This is a genomic window from Kiloniella laminariae (genome assembly GCF_027214005.1).
GTDB lineage: Bacteria > Pseudomonadota > Alphaproteobacteria > Kiloniellales > Kiloniellaceae > Kiloniella > Kiloniella laminariae_A.
In genome coordinates, this window is sequence record NZ_JAPWGY010000009.1 from 125,462 (window position 1) to 143,539 (window position 18,078).

16 protein-coding genes are annotated in these 18,078 nt (G+C 50.1%); 11 read left to right on the top strand and 5 right to left on the bottom strand.

The features are described 5' to 3' along the window. Positions 1-53: 53 nt before the first annotated feature. On the bottom strand, positions 54-1,631 hold the full coding sequence (locus tag O4H49_RS18080; protein ID WP_269424844.1) for a peptide chain release factor 3: 1,578 nt from the start codon (positions 1,629-1,631) through the stop codon (positions 54-56). Positions 1,632-2,145: 514 nt separating this feature from the next. Between O4H49_RS18080 and O4H49_RS18085 the strand changes: the two genes are divergently transcribed. Continuing rightward, the gene (locus tag O4H49_RS18085; protein ID WP_269424845.1) at positions 2,146-2,448 is read left to right on the top strand and encodes a hypothetical protein; all 303 of its coding nucleotides are present in this window, start codon (positions 2,146-2,148) and stop codon (positions 2,446-2,448) included. Between the two features lie 205 nt (positions 2,449-2,653). On the opposite strand, the gene O4H49_RS18090 is transcribed toward O4H49_RS18085, so the two are convergent. Continuing rightward, the gene (locus tag O4H49_RS18090; protein ID WP_269424846.1) at positions 2,654-3,118 is read right to left on the bottom strand and encodes a DUF192 domain-containing protein; all 465 of its coding nucleotides are present in this window, start codon (positions 3,116-3,118) and stop codon (positions 2,654-2,656) included. Between the two features lie 274 nt (positions 3,119-3,392). On the opposite strand from O4H49_RS18090, the gene O4H49_RS18095 reads away from it, so the two are divergent. Continuing rightward, positions 3,393-4,223, top strand: a complete 831-nt coding sequence (locus O4H49_RS18095; RefSeq protein WP_269424847.1) for a universal stress protein — start codon at positions 3,393-3,395, stop codon at positions 4,221-4,223. Positions 4,224-4,413: 190 nt separating this feature from the next. Here O4H49_RS18095 and O4H49_RS18100 read toward each other — a convergent pair whose 3' ends face one another. Beyond that, positions 4,414-5,874 carry a sodium:proton antiporter gene (locus tag O4H49_RS18100; protein WP_269424848.1) on the bottom strand — a complete coding sequence of 487 codons (1,461 nt, stop codon included), beginning with the start codon at positions 5,872-5,874 and terminating at the stop codon, positions 4,414-4,416. A 369-nt stretch (positions 5,875-6,243) separates the two neighbouring features. Between O4H49_RS18100 and O4H49_RS18105 the strand changes: the two genes are divergently transcribed. From O4H49_RS18105 to O4H49_RS18130, 6 genes are all read left to right on the top strand, one after another. Next, the gene (locus tag O4H49_RS18105) at positions 6,244-8,061 is read left to right on the top strand and encodes a sensor histidine kinase (RefSeq protein WP_269424849.1); all 1,818 of its coding nucleotides are present in this window, start codon (positions 6,244-6,246) and stop codon (positions 8,059-8,061) included. Then, positions 8,042-9,424 carry a sigma-54-dependent transcriptional regulator gene (locus tag O4H49_RS18110; protein ID WP_269424850.1) on the top strand — a complete coding sequence of 461 codons (1,383 nt, stop codon included), beginning with the start codon at positions 8,042-8,044 and terminating at the stop codon, positions 9,422-9,424. The genes O4H49_RS18105 and O4H49_RS18110 overlap by 20 nt, the downstream gene beginning before the upstream one ends. 232 nt (positions 9,425-9,656) lie before the next feature. Continuing rightward, positions 9,657-10,640, top strand: coding sequence for a TRAP transporter substrate-binding protein (locus O4H49_RS18115; RefSeq protein WP_269424851.1), 984 nt, complete (start codon positions 9,657-9,659; stop codon positions 10,638-10,640). A gap of 94 nt (positions 10,641-10,734) precedes the next feature. Then, positions 10,735-11,310 (top strand): TRAP transporter small permease, encoded by a 576-nt coding sequence (locus O4H49_RS18120; protein WP_269424852.1) that lies wholly within the window; start codon positions 10,735-10,737, stop codon positions 11,308-11,310. 2 nt (positions 11,311-11,312) lie between these two features. Continuing rightward, positions 11,313-12,674, top strand: a complete 1,362-nt coding sequence (locus tag O4H49_RS18125) for a TRAP transporter large permease (RefSeq protein ID WP_269424853.1) — start codon at positions 11,313-11,315, stop codon at positions 12,672-12,674. An 81-nt stretch (positions 12,675-12,755) separates the two neighbouring features. Then, positions 12,756-13,211, top strand: a complete 456-nt coding sequence (locus tag O4H49_RS18130) for a CoxG family protein (RefSeq protein WP_269424854.1) — start codon at positions 12,756-12,758, stop codon at positions 13,209-13,211. Positions 13,212-13,220: 9 nt separating this feature from the next. On the opposite strand, the gene O4H49_RS18135 is transcribed toward O4H49_RS18130, so the two are convergent. After that, complete coding sequence (locus O4H49_RS18135; protein ID WP_269424855.1) at positions 13,221-14,069, bottom strand: alpha/beta hydrolase; 849 nt, start codon at positions 14,067-14,069, stop codon at positions 13,221-13,223. Positions 14,070-14,282: 213 nt separating this feature from the next. Here O4H49_RS18135 and O4H49_RS18140 point away from each other — a divergent pair, with 213 nt between their 5' ends. The 3 genes from O4H49_RS18140 (at position 14,283) to O4H49_RS18150 (ending at position 16,842) form a co-directional block, all read left to right on the top strand. Then, positions 14,283-15,392, top strand: a complete 1,110-nt coding sequence (locus O4H49_RS18140) for an S-(hydroxymethyl)glutathione dehydrogenase/class III alcohol dehydrogenase (RefSeq protein ID WP_269424856.1) — start codon at positions 14,283-14,285, stop codon at positions 15,390-15,392. A gap of 101 nt (positions 15,393-15,493) precedes the next feature. Then, complete coding sequence (fghA, locus tag O4H49_RS18145) at positions 15,494-16,360, top strand: S-formylglutathione hydrolase (protein ID WP_269424857.1); 867 nt, start codon at positions 15,494-15,496, stop codon at positions 16,358-16,360. 188 nt (positions 16,361-16,548) lie between these two features. Continuing rightward, a complete protein-coding gene (locus O4H49_RS18150) occupies positions 16,549-16,842 on the top strand; it encodes a hypothetical protein (RefSeq protein ID WP_269424858.1) in 294 nt (97 codons plus the stop codon). 75 nt (positions 16,843-16,917) lie between these two features. Here the strand turns inward: O4H49_RS18150 and O4H49_RS18155 are convergent, their stop codons facing one another. Then, positions 16,918-17,838 carry a major capsid protein gene (locus tag O4H49_RS18155; protein WP_269424859.1) on the bottom strand — a complete coding sequence of 307 codons (921 nt, stop codon included), beginning with the start codon at positions 17,836-17,838 and terminating at the stop codon, positions 16,918-16,920. Positions 17,839-18,078: the final 240 nt, after the last annotated feature.

Genomic DNA, 18,078 nt, shown 5'->3' on the forward strand with positions numbered 1-18,078 from the left:
TTAAATTGCAGGTGCCGCTGGCACACCCCTTGAATTGCAGGTGCCGCTGGCACCTAGCGTTCGCGGGTGGCGGTAAAGCGCAGTTTCGGATTGTCCTCCTGAATACGTCCCATATCCCAGAGGTTCCGCGCCATATAGACCGGACAGCCGTCGCGGTCTTCGGCCAAGGCGCCCTTGTTGCGATCCAGAAAGTGTTTCATGGCCAGCGCATCATCGGATGAAACCCAGCGCGCCGTGACGAAGGGGGCCGCTTCGAAACCGACGTTGATGCCGTATTCATGTTCAATCCGGGTCAACAACACATCAAGCTGCAGGCGACCGACCACACCGACAATATAGCTGGAACCGATCACCGGGCGGAAAACCTGGGTTACCCCCTCTTCCGCCAGCGAGTCCAAAGCCTTGGACAGATGCTTGGCCTTCAACGGATCGTCGAGACGTACACGCTGCAGAATTTCCGGTGCGAAGCTCGGGATGCCGGTAAAGCGGATCTGTTCGCCCTCGGTCAGGGTATCGCCGACGCGCAAGGTGCCATGGTTGGGAATGCCGATGATATCGCCCGGCCAGGCTTCTTCGGCCAGTTCGCGGTTCTGGGCAAAGAACATGATCGGGTTGTGGATACTCATAGACTTGCCAGTGCTGATCTGGTTCAGGCGCATCCCGCGTTTGAACTTGCCCGAACAGATGCGCATAAAGGCAATGCGGTCACGGTGTTTCGGGTCCATATTGGCCTGGACCTTGAAAACAAATCCGGTCACGGCTTCTTCTGCCGGTTTGACCGGGCGCAGGTCTGTGGGCTGGCTTTTCGGTGCTGGTGCAAACTTCAACACCGCATCGAGCAGTTGTTTGACACCGAAACTTTTCAGGGCCGAGCCGAAATAGACCGGGGTCAGATGGCCTTCGCGGTAGCTTTCCAGATCGAAGTCCGGACAGGCATCCATGGCAAGGTCGGCTTCTTCAAGCAGGGTCTCATACTGATCAGCCGGCAACAGCTTGGGCAATTCATCGCCAAGCAGTTCAGCCGGAACCGGCGTGCCGAAGCCCTCTTCACCGGTAAAGGGGATCATTTCCTCGCGCACCAGATCGTAACAGCCCTTGAAGGTGCCGCCACCCCCTACCGGCCACATCATCGGCACGGTATCGAGTGCCAGCGCCTCAGCCACTTCATCAAGCACTTCGAAGACATCGCGGCCTTCGCGGTCCATCTTGTTGACAAAGGTGATGATCGGTATATCGCGCAGACGACAAACTTCAAAAAGCTTGCGGGTCTGGGCCTCAATCCCCTTGGCCGCGTCAATCACCATGATAGCGGAATCAACGGCGGTCAGGGTGCGATAGGTATCTTCACTGAAATCTTCGTGACCCGGTGTGTCGAGCAGGTTGAAGGTTACACCCTCGTATTCAAAGGTCATGACCGAAGTCGTCACAGAAATCCCGCGCGCCTGTTCGATTTTCATCCAGTCAGAATGCGCCCGACGGTTTTCGCCCTTGGCCTTGACCTGCCCGGCCATGCGGATCGCACCGCCCAAAAGCAGCAGTTTTTCTGTCAGCGTCGTCTTCCCTGCATCAGGATGGGAAATGATCGCAAAAGTGCGCCGGGCGTTGGCTTGCTTGGAGATTTCTGAAGACATGATCTGGTTTCAACGATTTCTATACAAAAATAATTTGAAATCCCGCCGTTTTCACAAGAAAACCTGCCGGGAAAACTGCGGTGACAATCTGATTTATTCGCCTTTGCGTCAAGATTAAACGCCATAGTTCAAGCAGGCAGGATTAAATCAGGTTGCCGCTAACAGGTAAAATCCTGAAAACCTGGATCATATTCATTAAAAAATTGCCCGACAGAAGCATTTCAGGCCGCATTTGCCATCTCCAATAGAACAGGAAATCACAAGAAAAAGGATTGAATGGAACTATTTTGCCACAATCGTGATAAAAATATCACTATTACGTGAAGAAAATTAGGACATTTTTTTGTACCAATATTTGAATTAACAATTGTTATTAAGTACTTGCCAAAAACAGGTTGAATATTCCCCTAAATCACACTGGCCTCTATTTAATTGAAATTTAAGACACCAGGCGCAACATGAATACATAGAGAGGTGCTCGCGAGGTTTTGCACCCTGGATAAAGGAGGCCCAAATGTTGAAGTATATCACCCTTGCCGTGATCGCTTTTACGGGTTTCGTAGGAACAGCACCGGCTCAAGCCCAGAGCCAATGTGACAAACGGGCAAGCATTCTGGAAATGCTTTCAAGCCGGTACAGCGAAAAAACAGAAGCAATTGGCGTTACCAACAAAGGTGGTCTGATCGAAGTTCTCACCGCCAAAGATGGTGGCACCTGGACCATTATTGTCACCACACCGCACGGCATCAGTTGCCTGGTCGCCGCGGGTGAAGGCTGGAGACAGGTCGAAAAAGCAGTGTTGGAACCCAAAGTCTGAAGTGCACAGGCCTTAAAACGGCGGCGCGCAAATAGCGCAACCCCAGCGGGTTGCCCGGTTGCCGCACTTGCATAAAGCAGATTTTGCTATAGGCCAGATCAGATGGCAGCAACAATGGCAAAGAGCGAATTGCTTATTTCAAGAAAGGACGCGCACGCCTCTTTATCACAAGAGGCAAAGGCGGATGGCTTATTACGCCAAGAAACTACTTCAAGAAACGGTGGTGCACGATGTCCCCTTTTTTGATCTGCAGTCGGGAAACCGTTCCTGCGTTAAGTTCCAGAACAGCTGACACCTGTCCTTCTGACGAGAGTGTCCTTGTTGACAGCGGTGTCGTCTTTTCTTCGATATGCACAATGCGTCCGGTACCATCCAGAAAAAGCATATCCAGAGATATATAGGTATTCTTCATCCACATCATGACATTTTGTGGCTCTTCATAAATAAAGAGCATGCCTGCGTCTGATGTCATTTCCCGGCGATACATCAGGCCGCGCGCACGTTGCCCCGGACTTACGGCCAGCTCTATTTCAAAGCGATGTGCCGACCCGTCAGCAGAAAAAATCACCAGATCATCTTTTTCAAAGGCCTGCTGGGCTTGCACTGAAAAAATCAGAAACAACGAGAGAACAATAGATTGGAACAGTGTCAGAACAGATCGCTTTAACATCAGAAACTCTCTACTACCTCAAAAGTGAAACCACGCTACTGCCTGGCCGTGTCAGTCGCAAGAAGCGAGTTCCCTGATTTTCAGGCAAGATATTATTCGCGCACTTGGTAACCCTAAATCCCTCCAGAGAATTACCTTATCTGAAACCATCTCTTCCAGAGTTAAGGTGGTGACGGCAAAAGATTGGTCAAACCGCAGAAAGATCTTGTGTTCCCCGCAGGCTGTTATGTTAAGATTACTGCAGAATATCAATCTGTTGCCACCGGAGCCCCCGATGACCCACAAGAGCATCCTTGTTCATCTCGCCAACGACGAAGAACATCAGACCCGTCTGGATGTTGCGACCCGTCTTGCCAAACAGCACGATGCCCATGTTTCTGCATTGTTCATCACGACACCGGTCGGTATGCCTGCCGAAATCTATGGTCGTGGCGCTTCGGTTCAGTTTCTTCTGGATGCGACCAACTCGGCCGAAAAAAAGGCGGCCAAGCTTGAGAAAGAATTCCGCGACACCTGCGAACGCAACAATATCTCCTATAGTTGGGTTGTCGAAGGGGGAGACCACATCAGCCTGCTTGCTGATCACGCGCATGCAGCAGATGTCATTATCCTCAGCCAGCCGAGCCACGAACATTTTGAAGACCGCTTCAGGACCCGACTGGTTGAAGAAATCACTCTGCTCAGTGGCCTGCCCTGCCTGATGATCCCCAAGGGCTTTGATGCAAGCAAGCCGATCGGTAAACGGGTTATGGTCGCCTGGAAAAGTACCCGTGAAGCCATTCGTGCAGTGCGTGACAATCTCTCCGTTCTGCGCAAAGCCGATGAAGTGCTCCTGCTTTCAATCCGCCCCAACACCCAGGACGCGCTCTCGCTCGGTGAAATCGATAACTATCTGGAACGCCACGACATCCAGGCCAAGACCGTGAAGATAGCCGAGACCGAAAGCTCTATCGGTCAAACCATCCACGATGCCGCAGAAACCCACAACTGTGACCTGCTCGTCTGTGGCGCCTATGGGCACAGCCGCCTGAGAGAAATGTTCCTCGGTGGCGTAACCAAATATCTGGTCAACCACGCCACCATTCCCGTCGTCATGTCTCACTAACGGGCCCAATTGTCTTCCTCCACAAGGAAAGACGATAAAACAGAGCATTCACGACAAGTCGAGGGCTACACTGCTAATACCCGAATAGTGCTGGCTTCTCTGGCAGAACTCCAATCGACATGTTCAACAACAATAAGGGGCTGACCATTGAATGGTCAGCCCCTTATTGTTTGAATATACCTAGCCCTGCCTATAGGAAGAAGATAAAGGTCAACAGGACAAAACAGGGCATCAGAATAGCTCCGGACCAGAGCATATAACCAAAGAAGCTTGGCATGGCGATCCCGCTTTCTTCGGCAATCGAGCGCACCATAAAGTTCGGGGCATTCCCGACATAGGTGTTTGCCCCCATAAAGACCGCTCCGGCTGAAATTGCCAGCAGAGTATTGGAAGCCGGACCCATCAGGGTCTCCACATCCATCCCTGTGGTATTGAAGAAAACCAGATAGGTCGGTGCATTATCCAGGAAGCTGGACAGGATACCTGTTGCCCAGAAATACATAAAGTTGATCGGTTCACCATCGCTTGATGTAACTGACTCAACAATGGCGCCAAGTGCTCCCTCTGAGCCCGCTTTCAAAATAGCAATGGCGGGTATGATCGTAATGAATATGCCAATGAAAAGCTTGCCGACCTCCAGGATCGGAAACCAGTTAAACCCGTTGGCTTTCCTGCTCTGGTCATTGGTCAGATAGAGGGACAGATACGCAATCAAAAGCAGCAGACCATCGCGTATCAGGTTTTGCAGATCGACATGAACATAATAGATTTCGAAAGAAATCCCCGGCTTCCAGAAGCCAGACAGCAAAACAGCCCCGATAACACCAAGCAGGAGAAGAAGGTTGATTTTGCCATCCAGGGCGAAAGCAACATCCTCTTCTTCACCCTCTGCAGACTCAGTGCTCACAAAGACAGCGCCTTCTTTGTTATAAAGGTAGCTATCAAGAACGAAATAGACCGCCAGCAGAATAACCGAGAGAACAATCATCGGCAGGAGCATATGCGTGGTGGGCCAGAAGAAATCCACTCCCTTCAGAAATCCGAGGAACAGGGGAGGATCTCCCAGAGGTGTCAGTGATCCACCGATGTTGGCCACCAGAAAGATGAAAAACACGATGGTATGGGTTTTGTGTTTACGCCCCTCCAACGCCTTGATCATGGGACGGATCAGCAACATAGCGGCCCCTGTAGTTCCCATCCAGCTGGCGATCAGCGTACCGATCAAAAGAATACAGGTATTCAGCAAAGGTGTGCCAGTCAGACGTCCGCGAACTCGCACCCCTCCGGCAACAGTAAAGAGACTGAAAAGCAATATAATAAAAGGAAAATACTCTAGCAGGCTGACATGCAATGTTTCATATAGCGCCAGACTAAAGCCGTAAAAGAAGGTAAACGGCAATAAAAACAGCAAAGCCCAGAAGGCAGAGATCTTGCCGAAATTATAGTGCCAGAAATTTGGCGCCACGAGGGGAAAGATTGCAATGGAAAGCAACATACCAGCAAAAGGTATAACCCAGATCAGCCCCATGCCCTGCCCCTCAAGATGAGGAGCTCCGGCTCCGGCGGCCTGGGCGACAGCTGGCAACAGTAAAATTGAAAGAACCGAAAGCCCGAGCATGGTCATGCGATTTACACTGGTAGACAGAGCCATCAATTCTTCCTTCTAACTGTTCGACCAACGTGACAAGCAATGTCCAGCGATGGTTTCCATTCGAAATTCCGTCCTTTTCTTTAGCCTCAATGTTTCCGAAAGACAAGAGGTGGCTGAGCATAAGCGGACCTCGGGCTTTCCTGAGAAACCCCGATACAAGAACAGCATCCCCAAAACACAGGAAGCAGGCAAAAAATCCAGAAAAGGTTCCAGAAAAGGTTTAGGGCACAGGCACTGTTACCGGCTCTTTTACCTTAGGCATCCAGCTATATCTTTCCAGCGATCCTCACGTCAGGCATAGTTCAATTTCACCGACAACATACTATCTGGTAACACATACTATCTGGTAACAATGGCCCTGCTCCTTCAATGATCACCATGCGCTCCTCCATGATCCGTGGCCCGTGGCTCAGCTGGTTCATTTCCGTCCTTCTCGGGTTCGGTGTCATCTGGCTTGCCAGCTATTGGGTAGGCGTCTTTACCCTGCAGGAGTTGAGAGAAACAACCAGAGAACGCCTCAGTCTCTATCACGGGACAGTTATAGGCGCCCTGGACAAATACCGCTACCTCCCCTTTGTCCTTTCCAGAGATGAAGACATTCGACAACTGCTCTCGGCATCGCAGGGTAACCAGGAACTGGTTTCGGCGATAAACATCTCTCTTGATGCAACAAATCTGAAAGCTGAATCAGATGTCGTGTATGTAATGGACAGGTTTGGTACGACCCTCGCATCATCCAACTGGAAAGAAAGTGTCAGTTTCGTTGGCCATAACTATGCTTTCCGGCCTTATTTCAAGGATGCAATGGCTGGAAAAGAGGGACGTTTTTTTGCTTTGGGTACAGTGTCAGGTATCCCCGGTTTCTATATGTCACACCCTGTACGTGAAAAGTCCGGCATCATTGGTGTGGTTGTAATCAAGGTCAATCTTGAATTCTTGCAACAACAATGGCGCGAGGGGGGAGAAACCGTTTTTATTACAGATAAAAATTCGGTGATATTTCTCTCCAGTAAAGCAGAATGGCTCTATAAATCCCTTCAGCCGATTTCACAAGAAAGCATGACGCAAATCCGATCCGTCCGACAATATGGCCAGGCCAAACTCGGCCAGCTCAAAACCAGAGAACACAGCATTGCCGGCAGCTCTGTCACCGAGATCGACAAACGCGACTTTCTGGTCTCGACACTGGATATTGGATTTCCGGCCTGGGCATTACATTATCTCTATCCCGTAGCCCTGGTACGGGAAAGGCAGCAGACGACATTTGTCATAGGGCTTGTTCTTATGACCAGCTTTCTGGTTGGTGCCCTGTTTCTACGCGAAAGGCGCCTGAAAATCATTTCAAGCCGGAGAGCTTTGGAAGCCGAGAAAATCAAAGAGATCAATATCCAGCTTGAACAGGAAATTACAGAGCGCCGCAGGTCCGAACAGCAGCTCCGGGCTGCTCAGGATGGACTGGTTCAGGCAGGAAAGCTCGCAGCGCTCGGCCAGATGTCCGCTGCGATTGCCCACGAAATCAACCAGCCGATTGCAGCAATCCGGACTTTTGTGGCCAGTGCAAACCTGTTGCTAAAGCGGGGAAAAACACAAGAGCTGGATAATTCCCTGCAGCAAATCACCTTCCTGACCGAAAGAATGGGGGCCATTACCGGGCAGTTAAAAACCTTTGCCCGCAAGGCTCCGACGAAACTGGCTCCTGTTGAAGTCCACTATGTCCTCTCCCGGGCAATCGGTTTGATGCAACCGCTTTTCTCCCGGGAACAGGTCAGGATCAAAACGCATCTGCCCTCGGAAAAAATCTATATTACAGGCGACGAAATTCGTCTGGAGCAGGTTTTTGTCAATCTGTTTCGCAATGCAACTGATGCTATGTCCGGGAAAGATCAAAAAGAAATATCTGTATACCTTGACCTGAACCAGGAAACAGTCGTGATCCGGGTCAGGGATAATGGTACAGGAATGAACCCGGAAATCATCGAGCAGCTTTACGACCCCTTTTTCACCACGAAAACCAATGGCGACGGAATTGGCCTTGGCCTTTCCATCAGCTATGGCATTGTAACAGATCTGGGAGGTGAAATTTTGGCCCGAAATCATCCCTCCGGCGGGGCAGAGTTTACTCTGTCTTTTCCTCTTTGCGACGCCCCTTCCAATGGACATCAATCAAATGAAAAACAACGAAATTGAAACCGACGGACCGGTCTTTCTGATAGATGACGAACGGGCAATCCGCGTTTCAACCAAACAGTGGCTGGAACTGGCAGGCCATGAATTTGTCGAGGATTTTCAAGAGGCCAGATCTGCGCTGGAAAAGCTGGATTGGCATTATAACGGAATTGTTATTTCTGATGTAAAGATGCCCGGCATGGATGGCCTGTCTTTATTAAAAGAAATAAAAAATATAGATCCCGATATTCCTGTCGTGCTGGTGACTGGCCACGGGGATGTTTCCATGGCGGTCGAGGCCATGAGGAATGGTGCCTATGACTTTATAGAAAAGCCCTTTGAACCGGAACACTTGCTCGACATAGTCCGCCGGGCCCTTGAAAAAAGAGCCCTGGTCCAGGATAACCGCAGCCTGAAACGCGACCTCGCCGCCGCGGAAGGACTGGATGCACGATTGGTTGGCGCCAATCCTATCATGCGCGCCTTGAAACGCGATATTATGGACATTGCTCCCACAAATGCCTCTGTGCTTATTCAGGGGGAAACCGGAAGTGGTAAAGAGGTTGTTGCAAGCTGCCTGCATGAGTTTGGGCCAACCCCTTCAGGGAATTTTGTTGCCGTGAACTGTGCCGCCATTCCTGAACAAATGGCCGAAAGCGAATTTTTCGGCCACGAAAAAGGAGCCTTTACCGGAGCACAGACACGAAGAACCGGAAAGCTTGAAGCTGCCAACGGTGGCACGTTGTTTTTGGACGAACTCTCTTCCATGTCCATGGACCTTCAAGCGAAACTGTTGCGCGCCCTTGAAGAGCGCAAGGTTGTTCCCCTTGGCGGCAACACCCCCAGGTCGGTACATTTCCGGTTGATCGCCGCCCTGCAGGAACCCGCAGAAGAAGCCATCGCCAGCGGAAGATTGCGAGAAGATCTCTACTACCGCATTGCCACTTTTGTCATGACAATTCCGCCTCTCAGGGCCCGCAAGGACGACCTTCCCATTCTGTTCCGGCTTCTTGCCAAAAGAGCATCAGAAACCTTTGGACGTGAAATAGAAATGCCCGGTCCGGAAGGAATAGCCAGCCTGATGGCACACAATTGGCCCGGCAATGTACGTGAACTCCGAAATGCAGCTGAAAGATATGCCCTGTCCACCAGACCCACAGCAGAAAGACTGTCGATTATCCTGAACAATCAGGAAGAAATACAGGCTAAAACCGCCCTTCCCCTGAGCGAGCAGGTCCGCCTCTTCGAACGGAACGTCATTCTTGCCTCTCTGAACCGTCACAAAGGAAATGTCACAGCTGTCATGCAGGAACTGTCGCTGCCGAGGCGAACCTTGAATGAAAAGATGGCCAAATTAAATCTGAAACGAACTGACACACAGTAGCCCGCTCGATCGGCAATTAACCGCCGATGGCAAAATCACCTCTCGGCAACTTATTGCCATGCCAGTCCTTAATTTTTCAAATATACGTTACAAATCAACAAGGTAGAAAAAGGCTAAAATGGCACGGCCTTTGCTGTTATTATAATAGGCAAAGGCATCAGCCTCACCTGCCCTTAATGAAGTACCATGTAATAAAACGTACCGAAAAAACAAGTCCTGTGGGAGGAACAATATGCGTAAACTATCCGCACTGATGGCGGCAGCAAGTGTTGCTGTAATGGCATTTGCAGCACAAGCAGAACCAATAATCATTAAATTCAGCCACGTTGTACAGGAAGTCGGGCATCCCAAAGGGGAAGCCGCCAAACAGTTTGCTGATCGTGTAAACAGCGAACTTGCAGGCAAGGTTTTGGTGGAAGTCTATCCAAACTCGACCCTTTATGATGATGACAAGGCCCTTGATGCCCTTGAACTCGGCGATCTGCAGATGGCAGCACCTTCCCTGTCCAAGTTCGAGAAATACACAAAAAAATACCGCATTTATGATCTTCCCTTCCTCTTTGACGATATTGCCGCTGTCGACCGTTTCCAGAATGGCGAAAAAGGTATCGAATTGCTTGGCGCGATGGAAGAACAGGGGCTTCGTGGTCTTGGCTATTGGCACAACGGCATGAAGCAGATTTCTGCAAACAAACCATTGGTAAACCCGGAAGATGCCGCAGGTCTGAAATTCCGTGTCCAGACTTCTGATGTTCTGGTGGCAATTTTCCAGGAACTCGAAGCCAATCCCCAGAAAATGGCGTTCAGTGAAGTTTACGGTGCCTTGCAGCAGGGCGTGGTCGATGGTCAGGAAAACACCTGGTCCAACATCTACACTAAAAAATTCTATGAAGTTCAGGATGGAACCACAGAAAGTAACCATGGAGTTCTGGACTACCTGCTCGTAACCTCCACTGATTTCTGGGACAACTTGCCAGAGGACATCCGTGCTGATCTTGAGCGTATCCTCGGGGAAGTAACGCAGGAAGCCAACGCAACTTCAACCGAAGTCAACGAAGAAAGCAAAGCAAAGATCATTGCAGCTGGTGGCGTTGTCCGGACGCTGACTCCTGAGCAGAAAGCGGCCTGGAGGGCAAGACTGTCTCCTGTATGGAAACAGTTCACCGATGACATTGGCCAGGATCTGATTGATGCGGCTTTGGCGTCTAACCAGTAATTCCGATGAGGCTTCATAATCTCGTAGGTTAACACCTGGGGGGCTCGCTGGGTCCAGTTGAGCCCCCTTTTTACAACTCGGAAGCAATAATCCCATGCGCAAATTTCTATCGCACATCGAGGAAAGCTTCATCGCCCTTCTCCTGGCGACAATGGTGCTGGTCACCTTTTCGCAGGTCGTTGCCCGTTATGTTTTTAACAGCGGGGCTATCTGGGCGCTGGAACTGACTACCTATCTTTTCGCCTGGCTTGTCCTGTTTGGCATTTCCTACGGCATAAAAAAACACATTCATATCGGCGTTGATGCCTTTGCAAAACTGTTCAGTTCTCCTGTTCAGAGGTTTTTTGGCATTTTGTCTGTCCTCGCCTCAATGACCTATGCAGGATTGATGCTCTATGGCAGCTGGGTTTATTTTGCCATCAAATTCAAGCGCGGCACTGAAACCGATGACCTCCCCATCCCTGAGTGGGTATTCCTGAGTGTTCTGCTGATCAGTATGGCCATGATTATCACGAGGCTTATACCTGTTTTGTGGGATCTGCTGTCGGGCAAGGAAGGTGTCAGTATTCTTGGTGATGAGAGCAAGGATGCTATCGATCATTTTAAGGACGACTTCACGCAGGATAAGGATACATCCATCAATGATCACTCTGGCAAGGGAGAGAGATAGATATGGCCATTCTCACCCTCTTCAGCGTACTTTTCCTGTTGCTGTTGATCGGCACCCCGATTGCCTTTTCTCTCGGGCTTGCCAGTCTGACAACAATCCTGTTTTTTTCTCATGATTCTCTTGCTTCCATCTCGCTGAAACTCTTCTCCACGATGGAACACTACACTCTGCTGGCCATTCCCTTCTTTATTCTTTCATCCGCCTTTCTCTCGACTGGGGGCGTTGCAAGAAGGCTGATCCGCTTTGCCATGGATTGCGTCGGGCACATGCGTGGCGGCATGGCGATGGCCTCGGTTCTGGCCTGTATGCTCTTTGCAGCTGTTTCAGGCTCTTCTCCGGCAACAGTCGTTGCAATTGGCTCGATTGTTATCGCCGGCATGCAAAAAGCCGGTTATTCCAAGGAATTTGCCGCAGGTGTGATTTGTAACGCCGGGACATTAGGTATCCTTATTCCTCCCTCCATTGTGATGGTGGTATACGCCGCGGCAACAGACGTCTCAGTCGGGCGTATGTTTATGGCTGGTGTCATCCCTGGCATCATCGCCGGTGTCATGTTGATGATCGGGATCTATGTTGCAGCCCGGGTAAAGAAACTTCCGCAGCTGCCACGTGCGTCTTCCAGCGAGGTTTTTGCTGCTTTTTGGGAAGCAATCTGGGGCTTGATGCTGATCGTGATTATCATGGGCGGGATCTATGGTGGTATCTTTACACCGACCGAAGCTGCAGCTGTTGCATCGGTTTATGCCTTTATTGTCGCCGTCTTTGTCTATCGGGATATGGGGCCGCTCAAAAACCGTGATCTTTCAAGCATCACCATTACTGACTTTGCCATCGCCCTGCCAAAATCCTTTTTTGATGCAGAAGTGCGCAAAACGGTACTGGATGCCGCAAAAGTGACCATCATGTTGCTGTTCATTGTGGCCAACGCGATGCTTTTTGCTCATGTCCTGACCACAGAACGCATTCCACAAACCATCACCGATGCCATCCTTGGTGCCGGGTTCGAACCCTGGATGTTCCTGATCGTCGTCAACATTCTGCTGTTGATAGCCGGTAACTTTATGGAACCTTCGGCGATTCTCCTGATCATGGCACCAATTCTCTTCCCGATTGCCATGGAACTGGGAATTGATCCGATCCATCTGGGGATCATCATGGTGGTCAATATGGAAATTGGCATGATTACGCCACCCGTTGGGCTCAACCTCTTTGTTACAGCGGGGATTACAGGCATGCCCATTCTCTCGGTTGTGCGGGCCGCCCTACCCTGGCTGATGATTTTGCTGGTCTTCCTGATCATCATTACCTATGTACCGATCATCTCCACTTTCTTGCCGGATCTGGTATACGGCGTGCAAAGATAAACAGATATCGTACAGACATGATATCAAGGGGAGCAGAGATTGCTCCCCTTTTTCATGGAACCATCAGGGAAAGTATACAGAATGGAAATGACGGGCCGCTATATCATCAATTCCCCCCGCCAACTGGTCTGGGAAGCCATGAATGACCCCCAAATTCTCAAACAGGCCATTCCACGCTGTGATGAGGCAATCCGGCATTCGGACACCGAGTTTACAGCTGTATTTTCCTTTAATCTTGGCTTTATCAAACCCCGCTTGCAGAGTCTGATCAGCCTCTCGGAGATTGATGCTCCCAATTCCTATGTCATGGCAGCTGAAGGCAAGGGAAAGCTTGCCGGCCTTGCAAAAGGCAAGGCAAGGGTAAAGCTGTCAGAACAGGATGCCACAACCACCCTTCTTGAATTCCAGGCGGAAGGCGACATGCAGGGGACCATCGCTGAAATGGCCTCAAAGCTGGTGACAAAAACTGCGCAAAAACTCGCCGACGACTTTTTTTACCGCTTTGATCAGGTTGTCAGCGAAAACAAGAAGCTGTGAGGAAGGAGACTATTTGGCGGCTTCGGGCAAACTGTTACCCAGTTTTCCCTCACCCAGTTTTCCCAGGACATATTCTTCCAGAAATTCCCTGACATTTTTCTCGGCTCCATGGTCATAAAGATCCATGTGATAGCCTTCCTGAAAAAAAACGGACTGCTTTTCGCCCGGGGCCAGAGACAGAAGACGGCGGGCAAGTGCCACCGGTATCAGTTCGTCTTTCTCGCCATGAAAGATAAACACAGGTGCAGTTACATCACGTATCGCCAGATCCGAGCGCCACTTGTCCCGTAACAACCACTTGGCTGGAAGATACCAGTATTTTGCCTGGGCGACTTCTGCGATTGAGCTGTAGGGAGCTTCCAGTATGACAGCTTGTACCTGATATCTGGCAGCCAGCCAGATCGCCATACCGCTCCCTAGCGACTCACCATAGGTAATGATCTGCTGCTCGGCATACCCTTGTTCAAGCAACCATGACATGGCTACCGCCCCGTCTGCCTTGAAGGCTGTTTCTGAAGGCCGCCCCTTGTGCCCGGCATAACCCCGGTATTCGACCTGCAGCAACCCAAATCCCATTTCGAGGAGATATTTAAGCTTGGGCAGACGATCACCGGTATGGCCTGCATTGCCATGGAAAGCGAGGACAACCGGATAGCCCAGACGAGCTGGTGCCTTGAACCAGTGTGTCAGAATAACGCCATCATCCATTGTCAGGGAAATTTTCTCCATCCCCTTAACCCCATAAAATTCGGGTTCTTCGCGGGGTGAGGCTCCGGGATATAGCAGGATAGGCTGCAACAGATACATCACGACCATCAGCCCCACATAGACCGTAACAGCTGACATAATCCAACCCATTACTCTGCTCCTGATTTCTGCAAACACACCCGCCCCCGGAACTGCTATTCGCTACAACGGTCTGTCTGTAGCTGAGTGACAAATTCCTGTCGGCATAAGACAGACGATCTCATCATAACTCATGCATAACTTAAGAATCATTTATTCACCATTGCTCTTCTGGCAATAGGTTGAAACAATATCTCGCAAAATCGTTAACGGGGAGTGATAATTATGGATGTTCGTGCTGCAGTCGCCTGGGGCGCAGGAAAATCGCTGACAGTCGAAACTGTTCAGCTCGAGGGCCCTCGCCACGGTGAAGTTCTCGTTGAAATGAAAGCAACCGGTGTTTGTCACACCGATTATTTCACGCTTTCCGGTGCGGATCCGGAAGGTCTGTTTCCGACCATTCTCGGGCATGAAGGTGCCGGGGTCGTCGTTGATGTCGGACCGGGCGTGACTTCCCTGAAAAAAGGCGACCATGTTATTCCACTCTATACGCCGGAATGTCGCGAGTGTGAATATTGTTTGAACCCTAAAACCAACCTCTGTCAGGCGATCCGCTCGACCCAGGGTCAGGGACTGATGCCCGATGGCACCAGTCGTTTTTCCATGGATGGCAAGATGCTGCGCCACTATATGGGCTGCTCGACCTTTGCCAATTACAGTGTACTACCGGAAATAGCCCTGGCAAAAATCCGTGAAGACGCGCCTTTTGACAAGGTCTGTTACATCGGCTGTGGCGTAACTACCGGCATCGGCGCTGTGATCAACACCGCCAAGGTCGAACCCGGTTCAAACGTGGTTGTCTTTGGTCTCGGCGGCATTGGCCTCAATGTGATCCAGGGTGCCCGTATGGTCGGTGCGAACAAGATCATCGGTGTTGATCTGAACAATGACCGCAAGGCACTGGGTGAAAAGTTCGGCATGACCGACTTTATCAACCCCAAGGAAATCGACGGCGATGTGGTTCAGGCAATCCTGGATGTGACCAACGGCGGTGCCGACTATTCCTTTGAATGTATCGGCAATGTCACAACCATGCGCCAGGCACTGGAATGCTGCCACAAAGGATGGGGTGTTTCCGTGATTGTTGGTGTCGCCGGTGCTGGTCAGGAAATCTCCACCCGCCCGTTCCAGCTGGTGACCGGCCGGACCTGGAAAGGGACAGCCTTTGGCGGCGCCCGCGGACGGACCGACGTTCCGCAGATCGTCGACTGGTACATGGATGGCAAGATCAATATTGATGATCTGATCACCCACACCATGCCGCTGGAAGACATCAACAAGTCCTTTGACCTGATGCACAGCGGCGAATCAATCCGCTCTGTTGTGATCTACTAGCAGCCGGAATTGATCTTTTTACCAAGGGAGTGCTCTGGCAGACCGACAGACACTCCCTTGTTCTTTTATAATCAGATGCAAATGACAGCGGATTTCAGGATATGAACGACAGCAATATCACCAGACTTGAACTGATCAGCGAGAACCGGATGTTTGGTGGCCTGCAGCGGGTGTACAGCCATCATTCAAAGCTCTGCAACGGCACGATGCGCTTTGCCATCTATCTGCCGCCTGCAGCACTTTCCGGCAACAAGGTTCCTGTCCTGACCTATCTTTCCGGTCTGACCTGTACAGAAGACAACGTCACCGCCAAAGCAGGTGCCCAGCGTATGGCCAGTGAACTTGGCCTGATATTTGTGGCTCCGGACACCTCGCCCCGCGGACAGAACATCCCCGGCGAAGACGACAGTTATGATTTTGGCTCTGCCGCTGGGTTCTATCTCGACGCCACCCAGGAACCCTGGTCAACGGCCTATAACATGTACAGTTATATTACCCGGGAACTGCAGGAAGTTATTGCCGCCAACTTCGAAACCGCTGATCTGTCACGCCAGGGCATCACCGGACATTCGATGGGCGGACACGGTGCACTGACCATTCACCTCAAAAACCCTGACCTGTTCAAATCGGTGTCGGCCTTTGCCCCGATCTGCGCGCCCATGCAATGCCCCTGGGGTGAAAAAGCCCTCTCTGGTTATCTTGGGGATAACCGTGACAACTGGACCGCTTATGATGCAACGGAACTGGTTCGCCAGTCTCCTTCCAAAGCAACAATTCTTGTTGATCAGGGCAGTGCCGACAACTTTCTCAAAGAACAGCTCAAGCCGGAACTGTTACAGCAGGCCTGTCAAGAATCGGGACAGTCACTCTCGCTTCGCCTGCAAGAAGGTTATGACCACAGCTATTATTTTATCGCGAGCTTTATCGAAGATCACCTGCGTCATCACGCAAAAGCTCTAAATACCTGAAATAAAACAGTACCCGAAGCCATCTGGCTTTATGGAGCGTAAACCTCGCAAGACCTCTTCAGGTGATCTTGCGGGGTTTTGTTTTTCATTACTGGAATTTTCCGGCACCCGTAAAGGAATTGGTCATCATTTCTGTGCCATTCTCAGCTCATCGTTACAGGTAGTAATAGATAAGAAAGAGGCAAGGTATGTCTAATTTACTGGTATCAGGGGACAGTCTTTCTGCTCAGGATATTGATCTCATACAGGATTTTTATCAAAAGAACGCATCTGGCGCCAGCTTTGGTGAAGTTCTGCCCCTTTCCACCGTAGAAGGGGAACAGGTCGTCGCTATCCTGACGGCAGACAATAACAACCTGCTCTGTGCCTTTGGCAAGGTCGCAGACTGGTATTGTGCCATAGACTCCCATTCAAATATTCTGGGACAGGCACAGGCATTGGGAGATCTCTTTACAATGGTATCTTCCACCGCTCTCACCTGAGATAGTTCACAACGACAAAAGCCCCGCTTTCCGTCTGGAATGCGGGGCTTTTGGTTATCAATAATATTTTCCTCATTACGTAGAAACCCGCTCTTCGGTCAGAAGCAAAGCATCAGTGTCTCGAATGGGGATCCCCTTATAAGTCAATACAACTGCACCATCTAGTTCATTTAACTTCAGACCAGGATATTGTTTTATATGAGATTCTCCCGTTGCCATCTCATCAAGGGCAGAAAGGATTACTCTATTACAATAAATCACCTGACGCCCACCAGCTGTATCAGATCGTCGGAAATGCATATTCAGTTTATTATAAGCTAACCGCAGAAAATTATAGAGCTCTGTTTTTCGCGTCTCAAGCTCACGTACATCAATATTTGCAACACGAGAGATATAGCGCCAGTCCTTTATAATTAACCCCAGACTCCAGGAATATTTGGTCTCCAACGCATAATAAGGGGCATTATCTTTATCTGTGATCCGTTGACTTCCCATGTCTTCAAATAATAGCCCTGCCTTTGTTCCTTCCGGATAAGCCAGATAACAATGTCGTTCACTCCACGTAACAAACCAAATGGACGTATTACTATTGCCCATCCCCCCAGCATCAACGATCTGTCCATGCGCATTAGATTCATTGAGTACTGACGCGAAACTCTTACATCCATCCAAAGTTAAAGTGGGATCATTGTAGAAGAACCTATTAATCAGTTGCCGGCTCATCTCCTCCAAGCAGGAGAAGGTATCATTTTGACGTAACGTTGCCCTATTACCCGACAAGGCCAATACTCGTTCATCAATGGTCGACAGAGTTTCCAAAGATGGGAAAGTCGTATAAAAATGTCGATCACCATCATGCCCTTCAATACAGATTGCATCCTCCAAAATAGAATTGTTCTGCCCCAAAATTTTGAGATTTCGTACGGTTGTTTCGTCCAAATTATTTTGGCTATAAAGATCAATTAAGTCGTAGAATGTATTTCCGAGGATGTTCATAAACATTTCCTTTTTTCCTAAAAAAAAGCCACGAAAAAAGCCCCGCTCAAAAGAGAAGGGCTTTAGTCATGGTCGTCCAATGAAAATACTAATTCATATGATACTTTGACACAAGAAAAAGATCATTTCAGAGCACCCACCACTAGATGTTGATTCGAATATCAGTGTTCGATACCGAGGTCCTTGCCGGATACGGCGTCTCCCCGGGCCCGGGCAGCCAGCAGCTCATCGAGCCAGTCG